General features: G+C 74.5%; 19 protein-coding genes. 8 read left to right on the top strand and 11 right to left on the bottom strand.

Features of this window, described 5'->3' with window-relative positions; all coding sequences use genetic code 11:
• Nucleotides 1-45 precede the first annotated feature (45 nt).
• Nucleotides 46-993 carry an ADP-ribosylglycohydrolase family protein gene (locus tag AB0K43_RS13625; RefSeq protein ID WP_363639143.1) on the bottom strand — a complete coding sequence of 316 codons (948 nt, stop codon included), beginning with the start codon at nucleotides 991-993 and terminating at the stop codon, nucleotides 46-48.
• 34 nt (nucleotides 994-1,027) lie between these two features.
• A complete protein-coding gene (locus AB0K43_RS13620; RefSeq protein WP_363639141.1) occupies nucleotides 1,028-2,230 on the bottom strand; it encodes a methyltransferase in 1,203 nt (400 codons plus the stop codon).
• Between the two features lie 126 nt (nucleotides 2,231-2,356).
• Between AB0K43_RS13620 and AB0K43_RS13615 the strand changes: the two genes are divergently transcribed.
• Together AB0K43_RS13615 and AB0K43_RS13610 are read left to right on the top strand one after the other, a co-directional pair.
• Nucleotides 2,357-3,322, top strand: coding sequence for a rhomboid family intramembrane serine protease (locus tag AB0K43_RS13615; RefSeq protein ID WP_363639139.1), 966 nt, complete (start codon nucleotides 2,357-2,359; stop codon nucleotides 3,320-3,322).
• A 79-nt stretch (nucleotides 3,323-3,401) separates the two neighbouring features.
• Nucleotides 3,402-3,929: a GNAT family protein gene (locus tag AB0K43_RS13610; RefSeq protein ID WP_363639137.1), complete on the top strand. Its 528-nt coding sequence runs from the start codon at nucleotides 3,402-3,404 to the stop codon at nucleotides 3,927-3,929.
• 30 nt (nucleotides 3,930-3,959) lie between these two features.
• Here AB0K43_RS13610 and AB0K43_RS13605 read toward each other — a convergent pair whose 3' ends face one another.
• The gene (locus tag AB0K43_RS13605; protein ID WP_363639135.1) at nucleotides 3,960-5,330 is read right to left on the bottom strand and encodes a PLP-dependent aminotransferase family protein; all 1,371 of its coding nucleotides are present in this window, start codon (nucleotides 5,328-5,330) and stop codon (nucleotides 3,960-3,962) included.
• Between the two features lie 69 nt (nucleotides 5,331-5,399).
• On the opposite strand from AB0K43_RS13605, the gene AB0K43_RS13600 reads away from it, so the two are divergent.
• Together AB0K43_RS13600 and AB0K43_RS13595 are read left to right on the top strand one after the other, a co-directional pair.
• Entirely contained in the window at nucleotides 5,400-6,311 is a 912-nt protein-coding gene (locus AB0K43_RS13600; protein ID WP_363639133.1) for a DMT family transporter, read from the top strand.
• A 77-nt stretch (nucleotides 6,312-6,388) separates the two neighbouring features.
• Nucleotides 6,389-7,870: an alpha/beta hydrolase gene (locus AB0K43_RS13595; protein WP_363639131.1), complete on the top strand. Its 1,482-nt coding sequence runs from the start codon at nucleotides 6,389-6,391 to the stop codon at nucleotides 7,868-7,870.
• 17 nt (nucleotides 7,871-7,887) lie between these two features.
• Here the strand turns inward: AB0K43_RS13595 and AB0K43_RS13590 are convergent, their stop codons facing one another.
• Nucleotides 7,888-8,460 (bottom strand): HD domain-containing protein, encoded by a 573-nt coding sequence (locus tag AB0K43_RS13590; protein ID WP_363639129.1) that lies wholly within the window; start codon nucleotides 8,458-8,460, stop codon nucleotides 7,888-7,890.
• Nucleotides 8,461-8,551: 91 nt separating this feature from the next.
• Between AB0K43_RS13590 and AB0K43_RS13585 the strand changes: the two genes are divergently transcribed.
• The 4 genes from AB0K43_RS13585 (at nucleotide 8,552) to AB0K43_RS13570 (ending at nucleotide 12,689) form a co-directional block, all read left to right on the top strand.
• Complete coding sequence (locus AB0K43_RS13585) at nucleotides 8,552-9,448, top strand: polysaccharide deacetylase family protein (RefSeq protein WP_363639127.1); 897 nt, start codon at nucleotides 8,552-8,554, stop codon at nucleotides 9,446-9,448.
• Between the two features lie 43 nt (nucleotides 9,449-9,491).
• A complete protein-coding gene (locus AB0K43_RS13580; protein ID WP_363639125.1) occupies nucleotides 9,492-10,514 on the top strand; it encodes a 2-dehydropantoate 2-reductase N-terminal domain-containing protein in 1,023 nt (340 codons plus the stop codon).
• A gap of 382 nt (nucleotides 10,515-10,896) precedes the next feature.
• Nucleotides 10,897-11,766, top strand: a complete 870-nt coding sequence (locus tag AB0K43_RS13575; protein ID WP_363639123.1) for a 3-hydroxybutyryl-CoA dehydrogenase — start codon at nucleotides 10,897-10,899, stop codon at nucleotides 11,764-11,766.
• Nucleotides 11,767-11,888: 122 nt separating this feature from the next.
• A complete protein-coding gene (locus AB0K43_RS13570; RefSeq protein ID WP_363639121.1) occupies nucleotides 11,889-12,689 on the top strand; it encodes an NAD(P)H-binding protein in 801 nt (266 codons plus the stop codon).
• A gap of 408 nt (nucleotides 12,690-13,097) precedes the next feature.
• Here AB0K43_RS13570 and AB0K43_RS13565 read toward each other — a convergent pair whose 3' ends face one another.
• The 7 genes from AB0K43_RS13565 to rplT all read right to left on the bottom strand — a co-directional run bounded on the left by AB0K43_RS13565 (nucleotide 13,098) and on the right by rplT (nucleotide 21,425).
• Nucleotides 13,098-13,829, bottom strand: a complete 732-nt coding sequence (locus AB0K43_RS13565) for a hypothetical protein (RefSeq protein WP_363639119.1) — start codon at nucleotides 13,827-13,829, stop codon at nucleotides 13,098-13,100.
• Nucleotides 13,830-13,928: 99 nt separating this feature from the next.
• Nucleotides 13,929-14,759: a chitosanase gene (locus AB0K43_RS13560; protein ID WP_363639117.1), complete on the bottom strand. Its 831-nt coding sequence runs from the start codon at nucleotides 14,757-14,759 to the stop codon at nucleotides 13,929-13,931.
• Nucleotides 14,760-14,983: 224 nt separating this feature from the next.
• Nucleotides 14,984-17,497, bottom strand: a complete 2,514-nt coding sequence (gene pheT / locus AB0K43_RS13555) for a phenylalanine--tRNA ligase subunit beta (RefSeq protein ID WP_363639115.1) — start codon at nucleotides 17,495-17,497, stop codon at nucleotides 14,984-14,986.
• Entirely contained in the window at nucleotides 17,497-18,618 is a 1,122-nt protein-coding gene (gene pheS, locus AB0K43_RS13550) for a phenylalanine--tRNA ligase subunit alpha (RefSeq protein WP_363639113.1), read from the bottom strand. The genes pheT and pheS overlap by 1 nt, the downstream gene beginning before the upstream one ends.
• A 248-nt stretch (nucleotides 18,619-18,866) precedes the next feature.
• On the bottom strand, nucleotides 18,867-19,970 hold the full coding sequence (locus AB0K43_RS13545) for an ATP-binding protein (RefSeq protein WP_363639111.1): 1,104 nt from the start codon (nucleotides 19,968-19,970) through the stop codon (nucleotides 18,867-18,869).
• A 56-nt stretch (nucleotides 19,971-20,026) separates the two neighbouring features.
• Nucleotides 20,027-20,893, bottom strand: a complete 867-nt coding sequence (locus AB0K43_RS13540; RefSeq protein ID WP_363639109.1) for an RNA methyltransferase — start codon at nucleotides 20,891-20,893, stop codon at nucleotides 20,027-20,029.
• A 142-nt stretch (nucleotides 20,894-21,035) separates the two neighbouring features.
• The gene (gene rplT / locus AB0K43_RS13535; RefSeq protein ID WP_363639107.1) at nucleotides 21,036-21,425 is read right to left on the bottom strand and encodes a 50S ribosomal protein L20; all 390 of its coding nucleotides are present in this window, start codon (nucleotides 21,423-21,425) and stop codon (nucleotides 21,036-21,038) included.
• Between the last annotated feature and the right edge of the window lie 96 nt (nucleotides 21,426-21,521).

Genomic DNA, 21,521 nt, shown 5'->3' with positions numbered 1-21,521 from the left:
GTCCTCAGGGGGAACGGGACCCGGCCGGCGGGCGGCCCGCGGCGGTCAGCCGAGGTCCAGCCGGCGGGCCAGGTCGAGCAGGTCCGGCAGGCGCAGCACCCGGCCGGCGAAGCCCGGCAGCGGGACGTGCAGCGGCTCCCGCCAGCGGGCCGGGACCGCATCGAGGCCGTACACCGCACCGGCCAGGCCGCCGGTGACCGCGGCGACGGTGTCGGTGTCGCCGCCCAGGTCGACCGCGGCGCGCAGGGCGCGCTCGAACGAGCGGGTACTGCGCAGCGCCCACACGGCCGACCCCAGGCAGGGCCAGACCGCCCCGTTGAACTCGGTCGCCCGCTCGGGCTGCCAGTCGGGTGCCAGCACCACCGCGTACCGCTCCCGGTGGTCGGGGTGGACCTCGGCCAGCGCGGCGGGCAGCTCGGCCAGCGGGTCGCCACCGGCCAGCGCGGCGCGGACCAGGGCGTGGAAGAGCGCGGTGCCCTCCCAGGCGGCGCGGTCGCCGTGGGTCAGCGCGGCGATCCTGCGGGCGGCGGCCATCGTCCCGGCCCGGTCGAGGCGGGCGAAGTGGACGGCCGAGGTGGTGGCGCGCATCAGCGAGCCGTTGCCGGCCGCGCGCAGCGTGGACCGGAAGTGGACGCCCGCGGCCACGTCCCAGGGCAGCCCGCCGCCGAGCACGCACTCGGTCTGGATCCCGATGTCCTTGGGCTCGGCGGCGGCCCAGCGGCGGAAGCGGTCGAAGATGTCCGGCAGGTCGAGCCCGCCGCGCTCCAGCAGCGACTCGGCCAGCAGGACGGCCTGCTGGGTGTCGTCGGTGGCCTCGCCCGGCTCCCAGCCCCCGCCGCCGCACATCTCGCCGCCGTCGCCCGTCTCGCCACCGGCACCGGCACCGGCACCGGCACCGGGCGGGCCGTCGTCGGGGAAGCGGGCCGAGAACGCCCCGGGCGGGCCGAACTCGAACGGGGCTCCCAGCGCGTCACCCACCGCGGAGCCCACCACCGCACCGGCCGCCCGGCCGCCCCCCGCTCACCGGCTAGCTCCTGACCGCGCGCAGCACGACGAACTTCGGGTTGCCGGAGACCAGTTCGCAGTTGCCGAACAGCCGGCGCAGCTTCAGGTGGTAGCCGAGGTGGCGGTTGCCGACCACCCACAACTCGCCGCCCTGGCGCAGCGCGTCGCGGGCGCCGGTGAACATCCGCCAGGCGGTCGCGTCGGTGGTCGCCTGGTGGCTGTGGAACGGCGGGTTGTTGAGCACCAGGTCCACCGAGCCGGCCGGGACGCCCGCGAGTCCGTCCCCGACCCGGAAGTCGGCCACCGCGCCGAGGCCGGTGTTGGCCCGGAAGGTGGCTTCGGCGGAGGCGAGGGCCTGGTGCGACTCGTCCACGAAGATCAGCTCGGCCGCGGGGTTGGCGAGCGCCGCAGCCGTACCGACCACGCCGTTGCCGCAGCCGAGGTCCACCACCCGCTCGGGGCCGCGGCCCTGCGGGAGGTGCTGCAGGAAGAACCGGGTGCCGATGTCGAGGCGCTCGGCGCAGAAGGTGCCGGCGTGGTTGGTGACGGTCCGTCCGGACATCGCACCGATGCCGGACGGCAGCGGGTAGCTGAGCGGCCAGGGGTTGGTGGGCCGGGTGCCCTCCTCGCCCCCCTGGTCCGGGGTGCAGAAGATCAGGCGGGCCTTGCGGGCCGCCAGCGAAGTCCGGGTCGGGCCGAGCAGGCGCTCGAAGAGCTTCAGCGTGGAGGTGTGGATCTCGGTCACCATGCCGGTGCCGACCACCACCGTCCCCGGGTGGACGGCGGGGGCCAGGCGGTGCAGCTGATCCTCCAGCAGGGCCAGGCTCTTGGGCACCCGGATCAGCAGGACGTCGATCCGCTCCGGCACCTCGTCCCGGGTGGACAGCAGCCGGACCGCGTCCGGGGCGGCACCGTTGCGCCGCAGGTTCGCCGTGGTGGCCCGCTGGCCGAGGTAGGAGTCGCTGATCTGCACCGGGCTGATCTGTGCCGGGCCGCTCGGCACCGCCCCGGCCGGCGCGGTGGCCAGCGCGGTCGCCAGCGCGCCCCAGCGGTCGCCCAGCACGACGACGGTGCCGGACAGGTCGACCGGCGGCGCGTCGTCGATCCCGGCCAGGTGCCGCAGCAGGTACTCGTCGGCGGCGTCCCAGGCACGGAGCCGGTCGCGGGGGTCCTCGGGGAAGCGGGTGAGGTCGAGGTCGCCCCAGGGCGTCGTGAAGCAGTTCATCGTGGACTCAGGCTAGCCGAGCCCGGGGCCGCCGGAGTTCGCCTCCCGCCCGCGGAGCAGGTTCGCTAGTTTGTTCGCCGACACCGCAGACCAGCTGCGCGAACACGACGGAGACCACCGCCAGCCATGGATGCCACGCACCCCGCCGACGGCCCGCAGACCCCCGAGACCCGGCCGGACCCGGTCTGCTTCCGGCATCCCGGGCGGGAGACCCATGTGCGGTGCACCCGGTGCGACCGCCACATCTGCCCGGACTGCATGCACGAGGCCCCGGTGGGCCACCAGTGCCCGGAGTGCGTCCGGGCCGGCAGCCAGGGCCTGCGGCCGGTGCGCACGCAGTTCGGCGGGCGGGTGAGCGGCGCGCCGTACGTCACGTACCTGCTGATCGGGCTGAACGTGCTCGCCTACCTGGTCGAGCTCGCCCGGCCGTCCGTGGTCGACGACTTCGAGATGCGCGGGCTGGCGGCGCTCGGGCCGGACGGCGGGTACTACATCTTCCACGGGTACCTGCTGCCGCCCGAGCTGCACGGCATCGGGGTCGCCACCGGCGAGTGGTACCGGCTGGTCACCGGAGCCTTCCTGCACCTGCAGCCCACCGAGGGCACCTTCGGGATCGCCCACATCGTGATGAACATGTTCTCGCTCTGGGTGGTGGGCCGGGTGCTGGAGGAACGCCTGGGCGCCACCCGGTACCTGGCGGTCTACCTGCTGTCGGCGGTCGGTGGTTCGGCGCTGCTGTACCTGCTGGCCCCGACCCAGGGCGCGGTCGGCGCCTCCGGGGCGATCTTCGGCCTGACCGCCGCGTACTTCGTGCTCAGCCGCCGGATGCAGCACGACCCGCTGGGTGGCAACCGGCAGATGGTCAGCCTGGTGGTCTGGCTGTTCGTCTCGGCCGGCATCACCTCCTGGCAGGGCCACCTCGGCGGGCTGCTGACCGGCCTGGCCACCGGTGCGGTGCTCGCCTTCGCCCCGCCGAAGCGGCGCGCCGCGGTGCAGGCCGTCGGGCTGGTCGCGGTCGCGCTGGTGCTGGTGCTGCTGGTGGTGCTGAAGACCGGCGACCTCGCCGACACCTACCCCTGGTTGCAGAGCTGAGGCGCCCCTGGTCGCGGCGCGGCCCGGACAGCTGACGACCGGGCCGACGGCCACCGCGGGCCCGGGGTAGCGTCGGCCCATGGACACGGACACCGCCCGGCCCACCCTGCACGGCGCCGCCGTCACCCTCCGCCCCGCCACCGAGGCGGACATCCCGGCGCTGGCCGCCATCCGGGCCGCACCCGAGGTGTACGAGCGCTGGCGCGGCGGCGCCGACCTGGCGGCCGAGGTCGCCGAGGACCTCGCCGACCCGAGCACCCCGACCCTGGCCGTGGAGTACCGGGGCCGGGTGGCCGGGGCCATCCAGTGGCACGCCGAGGAGGAGCCCGACTACCGGCACGCGGGGATCGACATCTACCTCGACCCCGCCGTGCACGGCCGCGGCCTGGGCACGGACGCCGTCCGCACCCTGGCCCGCTACCTGGTCACCGAGTTGGGCCACCACCGCCTGGTGATCGACCCGGCCGCCGACAACGCCGCCGCCATCGCCTGCTACCGCAAGGCCGGCTTCCGGCCGGTCGGCGTGATGCGGCGCTACGAGCGCGGCGCGGACGGCAGTTGGCACGACGGCCTGCTGATGGACCTGCTGGCCGACGAGCTGACCTGACCGGCCGGGTGGACGCGTCCGTGGCCCAGCTCAGGCCTGCGCCACCGCGGCGGCGAGCAGCTGCGCCGCCCGGCGCAGCCGGTGTTCGGGGAGCAGGCCGTAACCGAGGGCGAGGGCCGGCGGGCCCGGGGTCAGCCGCATCGGGGCCACCGGCTCCACCCGCACGCCCCGGGCCAGGGCGGCCGCCACCACCGCCTCCTCCGCGCGATCGGGCGGCAGTTGGAGGTAGAGGTGCAGGCCGGCGGCGACCCCGTGCGGCTCGGCGGCGGGCAACTCGGCCCGCAGGGCGTCCACCAGCGCGTCCCGGCGGCGGCGGTAGCCGGCCCGGACGGTCCGCAGATGGCGGTCGTAACCGCCGCCGGACAGCAGCTCGGCGAAGCTGAGCTGCTCGATCACACCGGTGCCGAGGTCCGCGTAGCGCTTGGCGTGCTGGAAGTCCGCGGCGAGGTGGCCCGGCAGCACCGCCCAGCCGAGCCGCAGCCCCGGGGCCAGCGACTTGCTGAGCGAGCCGAGGTGCACCACCAGGTCCGGGGCGAGGCCCTGCAGGCAGCCGACCGGCTCGCGGTCGTAGCGGAACTCGGCGTCGTAGTCGTCCTCCACCACCACGGCGCCCGACTCCCGGGCCCAGGCGACGAGTTCGGCCCGGCGGTCGGGGGCCAGCACCACGCCGGTGGGGTACTGGTGGGCCGGGGTGAGCACGACGACCGTGGCACCGCAGGCGGCGAGCGCGGCCACGTCCAGGCCGTCCGCGTCGACCGGGACGCCCACCGGTTCGACCCCGTGCGCCCGCAGCAGCGCCAGGGTGCCCGGCGAGCACGGGTCCTCGACGGCGAACCGCCGGTGCCCGCGGCCGGTCAGCACCCGGACCAGCAGGGACAGCCCCTGGGCCACCCCGCTCACCACCGTCACCTCGCCCGGGCCGGCCGCCGCCGCCCGGACCCGGCCGAGGTGGCCGGCCAGTTCGGCCCGCAGCTCGGGCAGGCCCGCCGGATCGCCGTAGCCGAGCCGGTCGTGCGCGGCGGCGGCGAGCGCCCGACGCCCGGCGGCGAGCCAGGCGGCCCGGGGGAAGGCCGCCAGGTCGGGGGTGCCGGGCTTGAGGTCGTACGGCGGTGACGGCGCGGTCCGCTCCGGGAGGCCGGACGCCGGCGGCCGGGCCACGCCGGGCGCGACCCGGGTGCCGGAGCCGTGCACGGCCACCAGATAGCCGGCGGCCACCAGTTGCGCGTACGCCTCGACCACCACGCCCCGGGAGAGCCCGAGTTGGGCGGCCAGCCGGCGGGTCGCCGGCAGCCGGGCGCCCGCCGCCAGCCGGCCGTCCTGGACGGCCCCGCGCAGCGCCCTGGTCAGCTGGCCGGCGAGGTCGCCCAGCGCATGGTCGACCTCGATGATCAGTTCCGACACAGTGGTCCTCCCGATCGCACCCCGAGTGGACCTGTCCGATGGACCACTTCTGCTCCTAGCGTGGCAGACATGCCACTCTCCGACGCCGCCTCGGGCGGACTGCGCGCCGCCGCCGCGATGACCGTACTGGGCTGCTCCACCGGCGCCACCGCCGGGATCACCGCCTTCCCGCTGTACGGCGGGCAGGCCGTGCGCTACCTGCTCGCCGCCGTCCTGCTGCTCGCGCTGGCCCGCCGCGGCGGACCGCTGCGGCCCCGGCCGAGCCCGGCCGAACTCGGCCGGCTCGCGCTGCTGGCCGCCACCGGCCTGTTCGCCTTCAACATCCTGCTGATCCAGGCGCTGCGCCGGACCGACCCGGCCGCCGTCGGCAGCGTGGTGGGCTGCACCCCGCTGCTGCTGGCCGTACTCGCCCCGCTGCTGGCCCGCCGCCGCCCGCAGGGCCGGCTGCTCGCCGCCGCCGCGGTGGTGGTCGCGGGCGCCGCCGTCACCCAGGGGTTCGGCCCCGGCGACCCGCTGGGCTTCCTGTTCGCGCTCGGCACGCTGGCCTGCGAGGCGGCGTTCTCGCTGCTCGCGGTGGACCTGCTCCCCCGGCTCGGCCCGGTCCGGGTGTCCGCGTACACCACGGCGCTGGCCGTGCCGATGTTCGGCCTGACCGGCCTGGCGCTGGACGGCACCCGGCTGCTGCGGATCCCGACCGCCGGCGAGGCGGCCGCGTTGCTCTACCTGTCGGTGGTGCTGACGGTGGTGGCCTTCCTGCTCTGGTACGCGGCGCTCGGCCGGCTCGGCGCCGAACGGGCCGGGCTGTTCGCCGGGTTGATCCCGGTGACGGCCGCGCTCTCCGGCGCGGCCCTGGGCACCGGCGGCCTGCACCCGGGCGAGCTGCTCGGCGCCGCCCTGGTCGGCCTCGGCGTCTGCGCGGGCATCACCACCCGTCAATCCCCGTCCCCGGTACGGCCGGTGGTGGAGCCGGCCGGACGGTGAGCCGGGGGCACTCCCCACCCCGGATCGGCCCGCTGGCCCGATGGGAACGGACCGGCGGGCCGACCAGACTCCTGGTCATGGGAATCGCCAACCGCGCCGCGGCCCTGCTCGCCGCCGCCACCGCCGTCATCGCCGCCACCGCCGTCACCGCCCCCGGCGCCGGGGCCGCGCCCCGCCCGGCCCCACTGCGCTGGGGCAGCTGCCAGGGCGCCGCCGCACCCGAGCAGCAGTGCGCCACCGTCGGAGTCCCGCTCGACCACCGCCGCCCGAACGGCGAGCAGATCACCCTCGCGGTCTCCCGGATCGCCAGCAGCAAGCCCGAACTGCGCCGGGGCAGCCTGCTGCTGATCCCCGGCGGCCCGGGCGGGTCGGGTCTGAACACACCGTCCGCGGTACTCGACAAGCTGCCGGAGGAGGTCCGCGAGCGCTACGACCTGATCGGCTTCGACCCGCGCGGGGTCGGCCGCAGCACACCCGTCGACTGCGGTCTGGCCCACGAGGACCTGTCCATGGTGCGGCTGCGCCCGTGGCCCGCCGCCGACGGCTCCACCGCGCAGAACGCGGCCACCGCCCGCCGGGTCGCCGAAACCTGTCTGCGCAACGGCGGGCCGGTGCTGCGCTCACTCTCCACGGCCAACGAGGCCCGCGACATCGACCGGATCCGCCAGGCCCTGGGCGAGCGCCGGATCTCGGCCTGGGGCACCTCGTACGGCACCTACGCCGGGGCGGTGTACGCCACCATGTTCCCGCAGCACACCGACCGGATCGTGCTGGACAGCAACGACGACCCGGACCCGACGAAGGTCGGCCGCGGCTGGCTGGCCGCCTTCGGCACCGGCGCCGAGGACCGCTTCCCCGACTTCGCGACCTGGGCCGCCGCCCCCGGCAACCCGGACCGGCTCGCCGCCACCCCGGCGGAGGTCCGGCCGCTCTTCCTCGACCTGGCCGCCCGGCTCGACCGCGAGCCGCTGCCGTGGCCGGGCGCCAACCCGGCGGTGCTGGACGGCAACGCGCTGCGCGAGACGATGCTGGAGAGCCTGTACGACGACGAGAAGTTCCCCGCGCTCGCCCGGCTGATCCTCGCGGGCCAAGGCGCCCGGCCGCTGCCGGCCGCACAGAACCCGCCCGACGCGGCGCTGCAGAACACCATCGCCGTCTCGGTCGGGGTGCTCTGCAACGACGTGGCCTGGCCGAGCTCGGGGCACGCCGCGGCGGTCGCCGAGGAGCGCGCGGCCCACCCGCTGACCGCCGGGATGCCGGTCAACGTGATGCCCTGCGCCTTCTGGCCCGCCCCCGCCGAGCCGCCGGTCCGCGTCACCGGCGCCGGGCCCTCGAACGTGCTCCTGGTCCAGAACCTCCGCGACCCCGCCACCCCGTACCGGGGCGCCCTCGCACTGCGCCGGGCCTTCGGCGACCGCGCCCGGATGGTGGCCGTCGACTCCGGCGGCCACGACGCCTACCTGGCGAACGGCAACACCTGCGGCGACACCCTGGTGACGTCCTTCCTCGCCACCGGCCACCGCCCCGCCACCGACATCCGCTGCCCGTCCCAGCGGTGAGACCCGCTGGTCACCGGCTACCTGGCGGGCCCCTGCACGGGGAACCGGGCCTGGTGGGCGAGGCGGCGGTCGGCGCCGGCGCCGAGCGTGCCCAGGAGGTCGTCCAGGGCCAGGAACACCTCCCAGCGCGGGCCGCCGCAGGCCTCGGCCAGCCGGGTGGTCACCAGATCCTCCAGGTCGGGCCGGCGGCTGTTCCTCCAGACCTTGTCGGCCAGGCTGACCAACAGTTCCTCCAGGCTGATCCCGGGCAGCGTCCAGGAGGCATGGGTGCGGGCGGGCCGCGCGTCCGGCTCGGGCACGCCGAGGTCGAGCAGCAGGCGGTAGCCGGCCTCCTCGTGCCGGTGGCCGGGGGTGCTGAGCTCCTCCGGGTGGCGGACCTTGCCGATGTCATGGGTGGCCGCCCCGAACAGCACGCTCGCCGCATCGACCGGCACCTGCGGCCACCGGCCGCCGATGCCCGCCACCAGCCGCGCGGCCACCTCGTGGACGAGCTCCAGGTGGGCACGCAGCCGCGGCGGTGCGCCCACGGCGTCGAGGAGTTCGAGTGCCCGCCCGGGCAGCGGACGGAGGGTCAGCAGGGTGTCGGCCATACCGGCCAGGCTGGCACGGACGGCCCCGCGCCGGGTACCCCCGGCTCCGCTCGAATCGCACACGGGAGCGGTGCTGCCTAGGCTGTCGCCGATGACTGTCGACCGACGCACCCTGCTGCGCGCCGGCGCCCGGATCGCCGGGCTGGCCGCCGGTGCGGCCACGCTCACCGCTTGCGGCGGCGAGCGGGCCGCACCGAGCGCGCCGTCCCCCGCCGGCTCGCTGGCCGCCCGCCCCCGGCCGGCCGATCCGGCGGACGGGGGCAGCCCCGGCGCCACCGCACCGTCCGCCACCGCACCGCCCGCCTCCGGGCCGGCCGCCTCCGGGCCGGCCACCGCCGCCGAGCCGACGGCGAACCCCGCGCTGGCACTGCCGCCGCTGGCCGCCGGCACCCCGGAGGAGGTGATCAACGGATCGCGCAGCCGCCCGCAGGTGGCGCTCACCTTCCACGGCCAGGGCGACCCGGCGATCGCGGAGCGGGTGCTGCAGACCGCGGAGCAGCACGGTGCCCGGCTCACCGTGCTCGTGGTCGGCAGCTGGCTGGACGAGCAGCCGCAGGTGGCCCGGCGGATCCTGGACGGCGGGCACGAGCTGGGCAACCACACCCAGAACCACCTCAACATCTCCGCCCTGAGCGCCGCCCGGATCCACGCCGAGATCGCCGAGTGCGCCGACCGGCTGGAGCACCTCACCGGCTCGATCGGCCGCTGGTTCCGCCCGTCGGCCACCCAGTACGCCACCGCGACCGTCCGCGAGCAGGCCAAGCTGGTCGGCTACCAGCACTGCCTGTCCTTCGACGTCGACCCGATCGACTACGCCGATCCGGGCGCCGACCGGCTGCAGCGCCGGCTGCTGGGCGCGGTCCGCAACGGCTCGGTGGTCGCCCTGCACCTGGGCCACCAGGGCACCGCCGACGCGATGCCCGGGATCCTGGCCGGTCTGGCCGAGCGCGGCCTCGGCGCGGTGACGGCCAGTCAGCTCTGCAGCTGACCCCGCCGTCCGCCGCCCCGGGCGGCATGCCATGCTCGCCCTCATGCGCTACATCGTGATCGGGGCCGGTGCCGTCGGAGGCACGATCGGCGGGCGGCTGTTCGAGAGCGGGCACCGGGTGGTCCTGGTCGCCCGGGGCGAGCACCTGGAGGCGCTCCGGCGGGACGGCCTCGGCCTCACCACGCCCGACGCCGGCCTGCGGCGGCTGCCGGTGCCGGCCGTCGGCGGCCCGCAGGAGCTGGCGCTCGGCCCCGAGGACGTCCTGCTGCTGGCGGTCAAGACCCAGCACTCCGCGGAGCTGCTGGCCCAGTGGGCCGGCCGCCCGGTGGCGGGCGGCGGCACGGCCGGCGAGCGGCTGCCGCTGGTCTGCGCGCAGAACGGGGTGGAGAACGAGCGGCTGGCGCTGCGCCGCTTCCGCCGGGTGTACGGGATGTGCGTCTGGCTGCCCTCCACCCATCTGGAGCCGGGCCAGGTCGCCGCGTCCGGGAGCCCGCTGAGCGGGGTGCTGCACCTGGGCCGCTACCCGGCCGGCCTGGACGACACCGCCGAGCGGATCTCCGCGGACCTGGCGGGCTCGCACTTCGCCGCCCCCGTCCGCGCCGATGTGATGGGCTGGAAGTACGCCAAGCTGCTGAGCAACCTCGGCAACGCGCTGGAGGCGGTCGGCGGCCCGATCGAGGGCGAGCTGCGGCTGGCGCTCCTGGACCGGCTCGGTGCCGAGGGCGCGGCCGTGCTGGCGGCGGCGGGGATCGGCTACCCGGACGAGGCGGAGCAGCGGGCCGAGCGCGGCGACCGGGTCCGGCTGGTGCCGATGCCGGGGACGACGCGCGGCGGCGGCTCCTCCTGGCAGAGCCTGGCCCGGGGCACCGGGGACATCGAGGCGGACCACCTGACCGGCGAGGTCGTGCTGCTGGGCCGCCTGCACGGCGTACCGACCCCGGTCAACGGGGCCCTGCAGCGGCTCGCCAACGCCTTCGCCGCCGAGGGCCGGGAGCCCGGCAGCCTGCCGGAGCGGGAGCTCGCCGCACTGCTGGAGCCCTCAGCGCTCCCCCGCGCCCTCCGCTGAGCCCTCCGCGGGGCCGTGACGGCGACCTCGTACGCGAGGGAGCCCCCCTCCTTCGTCCCGGCGAAGATCGGCATCCCGGCGGTCAGATCGGTGGCCCGCCGCGTCCGGGCCGATGTCCAGCACCACCACCCCGTGCCCCGGCAGTGTCGCCCCGGCCGGGCGGTGCCGGCGGCAGCACACGGGCGGCCGGGGGTACGTCATCCACTCGGGCGCACCGGCGGTCGGCGCAGCGGTTCGGCCGGTCCGGGAGCGCCCGGAGGTGAACGTGCGTTAAGCGGAGTAGTACCGTCGTCCCGGGCGTCGTACCGGGCCGTGGCCACGGTGCTCCGTCCGCAGAGCAGCCGGCTGGGAGACCCCCAGCACCACCGTGAAGGGCAACTGAGTGAGTGACATCGCGCGCGTCGGAGTAGTCGGCTGTGGCCTGATGGGGTCGGGCATCGCCGAGGTCTTCGCCCGCTCCGGCCTCGACGTCCTGGTCTCCGAGGCGACCGGCGAGGCCCTGGAGCTCGGCCGCACCCGGCTGACCAACTCCCTGGAGACCGCGGTCAAGCGCGGCAAGCTGACCGAGGAGCAGCGCGACGAGGCGCTCGCCCGGCTGTCCTTCACCACCGATCTGGCCGACTTCGCCGACCGCGACCTGGTGGTCGAGGCGGTGGCCGAGCGGGAGGACATCAAGGTCCAGATCTTCCAGACGCTGGACCAGGTGATCCAGCGCCGGGACGCCATCCTGGCCTCCAACACCTCCTCCATCCCGATCGTGAAGCTGGCCGCCGCCACCTCGCGCCCGGAACAGGTGATCGGCCTGCACTTCTTCAACCCCGCGCCGGTGCAGAAGCTGGTCGAGGTCATCCCGACCCTGACCACCTCCGCCGAGACCACCGCCCGGATCGAGGCCTTCGCGGTCGAGGTGCTGGGCAAGGAGCCGATCCGCGCCCGCGACCGGGCCGGCTTCGTGGTGAACGCCCTGCTGGTGCCGTACCTGCTCTCGGCGGTGCGGATGTTCGAGACCGGGGTGGCCACCGCCTCCGACATCGACAAGGGCATGGAGGCCGGCTGCGCCCACCCGATGGGGCCGCTGCGGCTGTGCGACCTGATCGGGCTGGACACCATCGTCTCGATCGCCGAGTCCATGTACGAGGAGTACAAGGAGCCGCTGTACGCCGCTCCCCCGCTGCTGTCCCGGATGGTCGACGCGGGCCTGCTCGGCCGCAAGTCCGGCCGCGGCTTCTACGACTACACCGCCTCGGTCTGACCGCCCGCCGCGGCTTCGCCCGACCCGCCGCCGCACGCCCCGGGGTCCCGCCGGTTCGACGGGGCCCCGGGCCGGTGGGAGGCTCGTAGGAAGGGCCGTCTCGCCGGCTGGAGGTGGCGGCGATGGAGATCGTGCTGGTCACCGGTGGCACCGGGCACCTGGGCCGGTGCCTGGTGGAGCAGCTGAAGCCCGCCTACCGGGTGCGGGTGCTGGCCAGGTCGCCGGGGACGGCCGCGGACGTGGACTGGATCCGGGGCGACCTCGCCACCGGGGCCGGGGTAGCACAGGCGATGGCCGGGGTGTCGGCCGTGGTGCACGCGGCGACCTACTCCCCCGCCGCCCGGCGCGGCTACCCGAGACCGGCGGACCTCTGGCGCAGCCCGCCGGAGGTGGACGTGGACGGCACCCGCCGGCTGCTGGAGGAGGCGGCCCGGGCCGGGGTCGGGCACTTCGGGTACATCTCGATCGTCGGGGTCGACCGCCCGCGCGGGCCCTATCTGCGGATGAAGCTCACGGCCGAGGAGCTGGTCCGGGAGTCCGGGGTGCCGTGGTCGATCCTGCGGGCCACGCAGTTCCACTGGCTGCTCGACCGGATGCTCGGCAAGGCCTCGCGGCTGCCGGTGCTCCCGCTGCCCACCCGGCTGCCGGTGCAGCCGGCCGACTCCGCGGACTTCGCCGGCCACGTGGTCGAGTGCCTGCGGGCCGGCCCGGCCGGCCGGTGCGAGGACTTCGGCGGGCCGCAGGTGCTGAGCCTGGGCGCGCTGGTCGACCAGTGGCAGTGGGCCCGCGGCCGCCCGCGCCGGGTGCTGCGCCTGCCCGCCCCGGCCCCGCTGATGCGGGCCGCGTACACCATGACCGCGCCGCAGGGCCGGCGCGGCACCACCACCTGGGCCGAGTGGCTGGACGCGTACGGCCAGCAGTGACCGGGGAGCCCCGGACGTGACGGGACCCGGGAGCGGTATCCGGCTCCCGGGCCCCTGAGGTGCCACCCAACTGATTGCGCCAGCACGTTTAAGAGCTGCGGATCATTTTCACAGTGTCGTGTTCTGCCTTTGAACTACCGTGCCACGAGGAGAGGCACAGGCGGGACTTGAACCCGCATCCGACCCTTCGGTCCGCACCCGGTCGATCTGGCGCTCGGCGGCGAATACTGAGACTGGAGCGAGAGTCTGAATTTCAGGGGGCTGCCTCTACCTCTTGGGCCACCCCGGCAGGTGTGCCGGGGGGAGGACTCGAACCTCCACCGTTACCCCGTCGTCAGCTTCAACATCAGTTTCAGCTTGCGCTGTTGCCAGCGCACCCCTTCGCTCGCACGAGGGGCGATCAGGAGACTACCCGAACAGGTAGCCGAACACGGCCTCGCCGGCCCGCCGGTCGGTGATCTCGGCGCCGTTGGCCTCCTCACGGGCGAACTGCACGGCCTGCTGCAGCTTCTCCACCCGCTCGACCAGCTCGTTGACCCGCTTGGCGGGGAGCGCGCCGGAGAACTTGACGGTGGTCCAGTACCCCACCGGGATGTCCTCGTAGTACACCTCGACCTGGGCGGGGTGCTTGTCAGTCGCCTCGGCCTTGACGTGGTTGCGCGGCACCTTCTTGGTCCGGATGGTCCGCACCGCGTCGGTCTTCCAGGCGTCGGTGGACGGGTCGGGGCTCCAGGCCTCCGAGGCGTCCAGGACGGGCAGCTTGCGGACGAAGGTGTACAGGTCGGCGAGCTGCTTCTCGAGGAAGAGCAGGTAGCTGACCGGCACCTCCTTCAGCAGCGGGCGACCGTCGACGACCACGTCGGCGCGGGCCGAGCAGTTGGCCCAGTCCTTGGTCGCGGTGACGTCGAACAGCCGGGTGAGGGAGGTGGCGGTGGCCCGCAGGATGTCCTCGGCCTTGACCTGGACCCGGGTCGACTCCGGGGGGAGCTGCTCGCCCTCCTCGTCCTTGGGCTGGTACGTGCGGGAGATCCCCGCCAGCAGAGCCGGCTTCTGCAGACCGTGATGGGCCTGCGTGAGCTCCTGGAAGGACTTGGACTTGACGCCCTTTTCGACCGCGATGATCTGGTTCAGTTTCGCCACGTCGGAGAACCTATCAGCGGCTTGACGCACTGTCGTACCAATATTGGGCCGCCGCGGGGCCGGGCCCGGCCCAGCGGCGGCTGTCGTCGGGCGTCCGGCTCAGCTGTTGATGCTGTACGGGTCGCCGTAGACCTTCCACTTGAGCGGCGGGTTGAGGTCGAAGTTCTTGGCGTTCAGGAAGACCGTCTGCTCGGTGTCGACCCTGCTGGTGTCGGCGTGCGCCTCCTCCTTCTTCATCACGACCTTGCGGGCCGCCAGGAAGGCCTTCAGGTAGGCGGTCTCGTCGCCGCCCTGGGCGGGGGACTTGGCCTTCTTGAGCGCGGCCGAGCGGATCCCGCCGAAGCTGTCCGAGTCGCTGCCGGGGCCGTGCATCACGATGGCGTCGTAGTAGATGAACTGGCCGAGCGCGCGCAGCCCGTCCGCCTTGGCCTGGTTGACCGCGGGGTTGAAGTAGACGCGGTCGCGCTCGTCGTTCTGGGCCTTCTGGAAGACGGTGTCCTTGGCCGCGGTGGCCCAGTCCTTCTCGAAGGCGGTGCCGAGGCCGGAGTGCGACTCGCTGCCGTTCACCTTCTTCAGCGCGGGCAGGTACTTGGCGAGGATGTTGCCGGGCTTGAGGTCGGTGTAGTGCTGGACCAGGTCGAGCATGTCGCCGGTGCCCGAGCAGAAGCCGATGATGCCGGCCGTGTAGCCGCGGCCGTCGCCGATGTCCTCGATGTACTTGTACTGGGCCTTCCAGTCGAGCGAGGAGTTCTCGGCGCTGGACACCAGCTGCATCGCGATGTCCTTCTTGTGCGCGTCGTCCAGGCCGACCGCCGCCACCGCCACGGTGGAGCTCTCGGCGTGCCCGACGCCCGCGGTGGCCAGGGTGAGGGGGACCGCGGCGAGCACGATCGCCAGCGCGGTACGGGCCGTCCGGTGGTGAGTTGCCATGTGATGCTCCGTCTGCCGGCTGCGGGCATGGGGGTTCCCGCAGGTCACGTTAGGAAACTTTCCTAACTGATTGAAGCGCTCCGTCGCCCTACCCCGCAAGACCCTTGGCGCAGAAAGCAGTTCATCGACACGGCGCGCACACCGGCCGTCCAATCGGCGCGCACACGACAAGGGCCCCGCCCCCGGATCGACTCCGGGATCGGGGCCCTTGGGCCGTCGTACCGTCAGGCGCCGCGCAGCACCGCGCCGGTGCGCTCGGCGGCCACCGCCACCGCGCCGGCGCGGGCGGCCGAGGCCTCGTCCGCGGTCAGCGTGCGGTCGGTGGCCCGGAAGCGCAGCGAGTACGCCAGCGACTTCTTGCCGGCACCCACCTGCTCGCCGGTGAAGACGTCGAACAGCCGGATCGCCTCCAGGAGTTCGCCCGCGCCGTCACGCAGCGCGCGCTCCACCTCGCCGGCCGGGACGGCCGCGTCGACGATCAGCGCGACGTCCTGGGTGGCCACCGGGTAGGAGGCCACCACCGGGCCGGAGACCCGCTGCCCGCCACCGGCGAACAGCAGGTCCACGTCGATCTCCATCGCCGCGGTGCGCTCGGGCAGGTGCAGCGCCTTGATCACCCGCGGGTGCAGCTCACCGGCGTGGCCGACCACGACCTCGCCGACCAGCAGCTCGGCGCAGCGGCCCGGGTGCCACGGGGCCAGCTGGGCCTGGCGGACCGTCAGCTCGACGTTGGCCGCGCGGGCCACCGTGCGGGCCGCCTCGACGGCGTCCGCCCAGCTCGCGCCCGCGCCCTTGCCCCACCAGCCGGACGGCAGCCGCTCGCCCGCGAGGGCGACGGCGATCCGGCGCGGCTGGTGCGGCAGCGCGGCGTCCAGCTCGGCCAGCTCGGCCTCGCTCGGCCGGCGGTCGACGGGCAGCCGCGGGGCGACGCTGAGCTCCGGCTTGGGCAGGAACACCGTGCCGGTCTCGAAGATCGCGAGATCGGTGTTGCCCCGGCCGATGTTGCGGCGCAGCGCGCCGAGCAGCCCGGGCAGCAGCGTGGTGCGCAGGCCCGGCTCCTCGTCGTTGAGCGGGTTGACCAGCGTCACCGTGCGGCGGCGCTCGTCCCCGGGCTCCAGACCGAGCGCGTCCAGCACGGCCTCGCCGATGAACGGGTAGTTGTTCACCTCGACGTAGCCGGCCCCGGCCAGCGCGACCCCGGCCCGGCGGTGGAAGCGCTGGGCCTCGGTCAGGCCGCGGCCCGGCGGGACGGTGGGCATCCGGGCGGGGACGTTGTCGTAGCCCTCCAGCCGGATGACCTCCTCCGCGAGGTCGTACGGGTCGGTGAGGTCGGGCCGCCAGGTCGGCGGGGTGACCTCGAGGATGTCGGTGCCCACCACGGTGCAGCCGATCTCCTGCAGCCGCCGGGTGACCGTCTCGCGGCTGTACGCGGTGCCCGCGACCCGGTCCGGCAGGTCGGCGTCGATCGCGATGGTGCGCAGCGGGTGCGGCGCGGCGATGTCGGTGACCCCGGCCTCGGCGGTGCCGCCGGCGATCAGGACCAGCAGGTCGACGGCGCGCTGCGCGGCGGCCCGGGCGGCCTCCGGGTCGACGCCGCGCTCGAAGCGCTTGGACGCCTCGGAGGGCAGCTTGTGCCGCTTCGCGGAGCGGGCGATGGCGACCGCGTCGAAGTGCGCCGCCTCGACGATCACCTCGGTGGAGCCGGTCACCTCACCGGTCTCCGGGTCGAGCACCGGGTCGAGGATCTCGGTGCTGGCGCCGCCCATCACGCCGGCCAGGCCGATCGGGCCGCTGTTGTCGCAGATCAGCAGGTCCTCGGGAGACAGCTTGCGCTGCACGCCGTCCAGCGTCGTGAGGCTCTCGCCCTGGGCCGCGCGGCGGACCTGGATCGGGCCGTCCACCCGGTTGCGGTCGTAGGCGTGCAGCGGCTGGCCGACCTCCAGCATCACGTAGTTGGTGATGTCGACGGTCAGCGAGATCGGGCGGATGCCCGACTTCTGGAGCCGGCGCTGGAGCCAGATCGGGGACTGCGCGGACGGGTCCACGCCGGTCACCGTACGGGCCACGAAGCGGTCGCAGCCGATCGGGTCGGCGACCTTGACCAGGTAGCCGTAGGAGTTGGCCGGCGGCACGTCCAGCAGCGCCGGGTCGGCCAGCGGCAGGCCGTACGCGGCGGCGGCCTCGCGGGCCACCCCGCGCATGGACAGGCAGTAGCCGCGGTCCGGCGTGACGGCGATGTCCAGCACCTCGTCGACCAGCTGGAGCAGCTCGATCGCATCGGTGCCGGGCTCGTACTCCGGCGGGAGCACGATGATGCCGTCGTGGTCGTCGCCCATGCCCAGCTCGCGGGCGGAGCAGATCATGCCGGCCGAGGTGTGGCCGTAGGTCTGCCGCGCGGCGATCGGGAACGGGCCGGGCAGCACGGCGCCCGGCAGCACCACGACGACCTTGTCGCCGACCGCGAAGTTGGTGGCGCCGCAGACGATCTCCTGCGGCTCGCCGGTGCCGTTGGCGTCGCCGACGTTGACGAAGCAGTGCCGGATCGGCTTCTTGAAGCCGGTCAGGGTCTCGATCGAGAGCACCTGGCCGACCACCAGCGGGCCCTTGAGGTCGGCGCCGAGCTGCTCGACGGTCTCGACCTCCAGGCCGGCCCGGACCAGGCGGGCCGCCACGTCGCGGCCGGTCTCACCGGCCGGAAGGTCGACGTACTCGCGCAGCCAGGAGAGCGGGACGCGCATCAGATCTCCATCCCGAACGGGAGGGTGAAGCGGACGTCACCCTCGACCATGTCGCGCATGTCGGCGACGTTGTGGCGGTTCATCAGGATTCGCTCCAGGCCGAGGCCGAAGGCGAACCCGCTGTAGCGGCTCGGGTCGACGCCGCAGGCGACCAGCACCCGGGGGTTGACCACGCCGCAGCCGCCGAGCTCGATCCAGCCCTCGGAGGAGCAGGTCCGGCACGGGCGGTCCGGGTTGCCGACGCTCTCGCCCCGGCAGACGAAGCACTGCAGGTCGATCTCGGCGCTCGGCTCGGTGAACGGGAAGTACGAGGGCCGCCAGCGCAGCTCCAGGCCGTCGCCGATCAGCTTGGACACCAGCTGCTCGATGGTGCCCTTGAGGTCGGCGAAGGTGATGCCCTCGTCCACCGCCAGACCCTCGACTTGCCGGAACACCGGGGTGTGGGTGGCGTCCAGCTCGTCGGTCCGGTACACCCGACCGGGGCAGACGACGTAGATGGGGGGCTCGCGGTCGAGCATGGTGCGCGCCTGCACCGGGGAGGTCTGGGTGCGCAGGACCACGCCGGAGTCCGGCGTGCCGTCCGGGGCCTGGACGAAGAAGGTGTCCTGCATGGAGCGGGCCGGGTGGTCCTCGTGCAGGTTGAGGGCGTCGAAGTTGAGCCACTCGGCCTCCACCTCGGGGCCCTCGGCGACCTCGTAGCCCATGGCCACGAAGGTGTCCTCGATCCGCTCGGCCAGCGTGGTCAGCGGGTGCCGGGCGCCGCGCGGGGCACGGTCGTACGGCAGCGTGACGTCCACCGCCTCCTCGACCAGCACGCGGGCGTCCCGCTCCGCCTCCAGCTCGACCTGACGCTTCGCCAGTGCCTGGTTGACGGCGCCGCGGGCCTGGCCGATCAGCTTGCCGGCGGCGGCCTTGGCGTGCGGCGGCAGGGCGCCGATCTCGCGGTTGGCCAGCGACAGCGGGGAGCGGTCGCCGGTGTGGGCGACCTTGGCGGCCTTCAGCTCGTCGAGGCTGCCGGCCGCGGCGAAGGCCGCGACGGCCTCGTCCCGGGCCTGCTCCACCACCTCGGGCTTGAGTGCCTCGACCTCTACCGGGTCGTACGACTTATTGGGTGCGGACATCTCTATCTTTCCCGTGCTCCTGCTGGTGAAGGGTCCTGATCGAACAGCTCGCCCTTGCGTCACGCCCGGTGTGGCCCGGTCGCGGGCAGCCGCTCCCGTGGTTCGCAGGAGGGGTGTCCGCGGCTCGGCCGCGCAGGGCGTACCACAACGCCAAAGGTCGAGTGTAGTCGTAGCGCGCGCAGGGCCGATCGCAGGTGCGCGGGGCCCTCGCACGGCGAAGCCCGCCGGTCCGGCGGCTCCAGCGGCTCTCAGAGCATGAAGTCCGGCACTCCGGCGGGCAGGATAAATCGGAACTGGGCGCCGCCGCCGGGGGCGCGGCTGATCCGGATGGTGCCGCCGTGGGCCTCGACGATGCCCTTGACGATGTAGAGGCCCAGGCCCGTCCCGCCGCGCTTGGAGCCGCGCCAGAAGCGGGTGAAGACGCGCGGCATCGACTCCTCGGGGATGCCGCTGCCTTCGTCGCTCACGGTGACCGCTGTTCCTTCCAGGACCCGGGGCGGGGTGCCCGGAGGCTCCCAGCCGGCCGCCTCGACCACTTCCTTGGCCGGCGCCACCTCGATGGTGACAGTGCCCTCGCCGTGGCGCACCGCATTTTCCAGCAGGTTGCCCAGCACCTGGTCGATCTTGTCCGGGTCCGCCCAGAGCGGCCCGGACAGCTCGCCGACCCGGATGTCGAAGCGGTCGGCCGGGATGCCCGCCGCGACCTTGCCCTCCACGTGCCGCCGGACCGCGGCCGGCAGGTCGATCACCTGCTTGCGGACCTCCAGGCGGCCCGCGTCGATCCGGGAGATGTCCAGCAGCTCGGCGATCAGCCGGGTGACCCGGTCCGCGTCGGCGTCGACCGTCTCCAGCATCACCCGCTTCTGGCCGTCGTTGAACCGCTCCCACTTGGCCAGCAGCGTGGCGGTGAAGCCCTTGACACTGGTCAGCGGCGAGCGCAGCTCGTGCGCCACGGTGGCGATCAGCTCGGCGTGGCTGCGCTCGGTGCGCCGCCGGGCCTCGGTGCCGCGCAGGCAGACCACCACCCGCTCGACCGGGCCGCGCGGGTGCTCCCGGACGTACCGGGCGGAGGCCAGCACCTCACGGCCGCCGGGCAGCAGCAGGTTGCGCTCCGGCTGGCCGGTCCGCACCGCCAGGCCGCCGTACGGGTCGGTCAGCGGCCACCAGCGGCGGCCGTCCAGGTCCTCCAGCGGGAGCGCCTGCTCCAGCGACCGGCCGAGCACCGCGCCCGCCGCCAGGCCGGTGATCCGGGCGGCGGCGCTGTTGAAGACGGTCACCCGGCCCTGGTCGTCGGCGACCACCAGCCCGTCCGGAAGGTCGTCCGGGTCGAGCCGTGCACCGCTGCCCACCATGGGTGTCCCTCCCGCTTACCCAGCGTGTTGCCGCCCCGACGCAGACCCTAGCGTCCCTACCCCCGTGCGCGACAGCCTCCGGGCGAGCGCTGTGCCCGGGCCGAGGCGTAGAGGCAGACGGCGGCGGCCGTGGCGAGGTTGAGGCTCTCGGCGTGTCCGTGGATGGGCACGCGCACCACCTCGTCGGCCAGTGCGCGGGTCTGCTCCGGCAGCCCCCAGGCCTCGTTGCCGAAGACCCAGGCACCGGGCGCGCCCAGGGTGCCCTCGTCCAGCTCCTGGTCGAGGTCGCGCTCCCCCACGCCGTCGGCGGCCAGCACCCGCACGCCGGCCTCGCGCAGCCGGGCGACGGCCTGCTCGATCGGCACCCCGGTGGCGAACGGCAGGTGGAACAGGCTGCCGACGGAGGCCCGGACGGCCTTCGGGTTGTAGAGGTCCACCGAGGCGTCGGTGAGGATGACGGCGTCCGCCCCGGCCGCGTCGGCGGTCCGCAGCACGGTGCCCGCGTTCCCGGGGTCGCGGACGTGCGCGAGCACCGCGACCAGCTGCGGGCGGGCCGCCAGCACCTCCTCGAAGGGGGTGTCGATGAACCGGCAGAGCGCGACGATGCCCTGCGGGGTGACCGTGTCGCAGATCTCCGCGATCACCTCGTCGGTCGCGGTGAGCACCGGGAGCCCCGCCGCCAGCGCCGCCTCGACGATCTCGGCGTGCCGCTCGGCCGCCTCGAAGGTGAGGTAGATCTCCACCACGGCGTGCTCGCCCGAGCCCGGCAGCCGCCCGAACGCCACGGCTTCCCGGACGGCCTGCGGGCCCTCGGCCAGGAAGCGGCGCTCCTTGCTCCGCTGGTTGCGCTTGGCGAGCCGGCGGGCGGCGACCACCCGCGGGGAGCGCAGGGAGGTGAGCAGGGGGGTGTCGGTGCTCTGCATGCTCTCGTTCTCTGAGTGGGCCGGGAGTGGGCCGGGCACGGCCGGAGCCGGGCGCGACGGGCCGCGGCGGGCCGCCAACGAATCGGACCCGCAGGCCGTGGGGCCTGCGGGTCCGGACACCTCAGCTGTGATCCGCTCGGGATCAGGCAGCGGCGGCCTTCGGCGCGTTCACGTCGGCCGGCAGCGCCTTCTGGGCGACCTCGACGAGCACGGCGAACGCACCCGCGTCGTGCACGGCCAGCTCGGCCAGCATCTTGCGGTCGATCTCGACGCCGGCAGCCTTCAGGCCCTGCACGAAGCGGTTGTAGGTGATGCCGTTGGCACGGGCCGCAGCGTTGATGCGCTGGATCCAGAGCTGGCGGAAGTCGCCCTTGCGCTTCTTGCGGTCGTTGAAGTTGTAGACGAGCGAGTGGGTGACCTGCTCCTTGGCCTTGCGGTACAGGCGCGACCGCTGGCCGCGGTAACCGCTGGCCCGCTCGAGGATGACCCGGCGCTTCTTGTGGGCGTTCACTGCCCGCTTGACGCGTGCCACTTGATTACTCCTTGGGTTGGACCGCGGACTGCTTCACGCGGTCCGTCATTCGATTGGGTCGGGAAGGATCAGCCGGTCCCACGGCGAGGCCGCGGG

Origin of the sequence: Kitasatospora sp. NPDC049258, from assembly GCF_040678895.1 — a bacterium.
In the GTDB taxonomy this organism is placed as follows: Bacteria; Actinomycetota; Actinomycetes; order Streptomycetales; family Streptomycetaceae; genus Kitasatospora.
The sequence above is the reverse complement of the archived record's forward strand: the minus strand, read 5'-3'. Positions and strand labels throughout refer to the sequence as shown.

Coding starts and splice junctions, on each gene's coding strand:
- AB0K43_RS13620 (WP_363639141.1), bottom strand. CDS start 2,230: ATGAACTGCTTCACGACGCCCTGGGGCGACCTCGACCTCACCCGCTTC.
- AB0K43_RS13615 (WP_363639139.1), top strand. CDS start 2,357: ATGGATGCCACGCACCCCGCCGACGGCCCGCAGACCCCCGAGACCCGG.
- AB0K43_RS13610 (WP_363639137.1), top strand. CDS start 3,402: ATGGACACGGACACCGCCCGGCCCACCCTGCACGGCGCCGCCGTCACC.
- AB0K43_RS13600 (WP_363639133.1), top strand. CDS start 5,400: ATGCCACTCTCCGACGCCGCCTCGGGCGGACTGCGCGCCGCCGCCGCG.
- AB0K43_RS13595 (WP_363639131.1), top strand. CDS start 6,389: ATGGGAATCGCCAACCGCGCCGCGGCCCTGCTCGCCGCCGCCACCGCC.
- AB0K43_RS13590 (WP_363639129.1), bottom strand. CDS start 8,460: ATGGCCGACACCCTGCTGACCCTCCGTCCGCTGCCCGGGCGGGCACTC.
- AB0K43_RS13585 (WP_363639127.1), top strand. CDS start 8,552: ATGACTGTCGACCGACGCACCCTGCTGCGCGCCGGCGCCCGGATCGCC.
- AB0K43_RS13580 (WP_363639125.1), top strand. CDS start 9,492: ATGCGCTACATCGTGATCGGGGCCGGTGCCGTCGGAGGCACGATCGGC.
- AB0K43_RS13570 (WP_363639121.1), top strand. CDS start 11,889: ATGGAGATCGTGCTGGTCACCGGTGGCACCGGGCACCTGGGCCGGTGC.
- AB0K43_RS13560 (WP_363639117.1), bottom strand. CDS start 14,759: ATGGCAACTCACCACCGGACGGCCCGTACCGCGCTGGCGATCGTGCTC.
- pheT (WP_363639115.1), bottom strand. CDS start 17,497: ATGCGCGTCCCGCTCTCCTGGCTGCGCGAGTACGTCGACCTTCCGGCC.
- pheS (WP_363639113.1), bottom strand. CDS start 18,618: ATGTCCGCACCCAATAAGTCGTACGACCCGGTAGAGGTCGAGGCACTC.
- AB0K43_RS13545 (WP_363639111.1), bottom strand. CDS start 19,970: ATGGTGGGCAGCGGTGCACGGCTCGACCCGGACGACCTTCCGGACGGG.
- AB0K43_RS13540 (WP_363639109.1), bottom strand. CDS start 20,893: ATGCAGAGCACCGACACCCCCCTGCTCACCTCCCTGCGCTCCCCGCGG.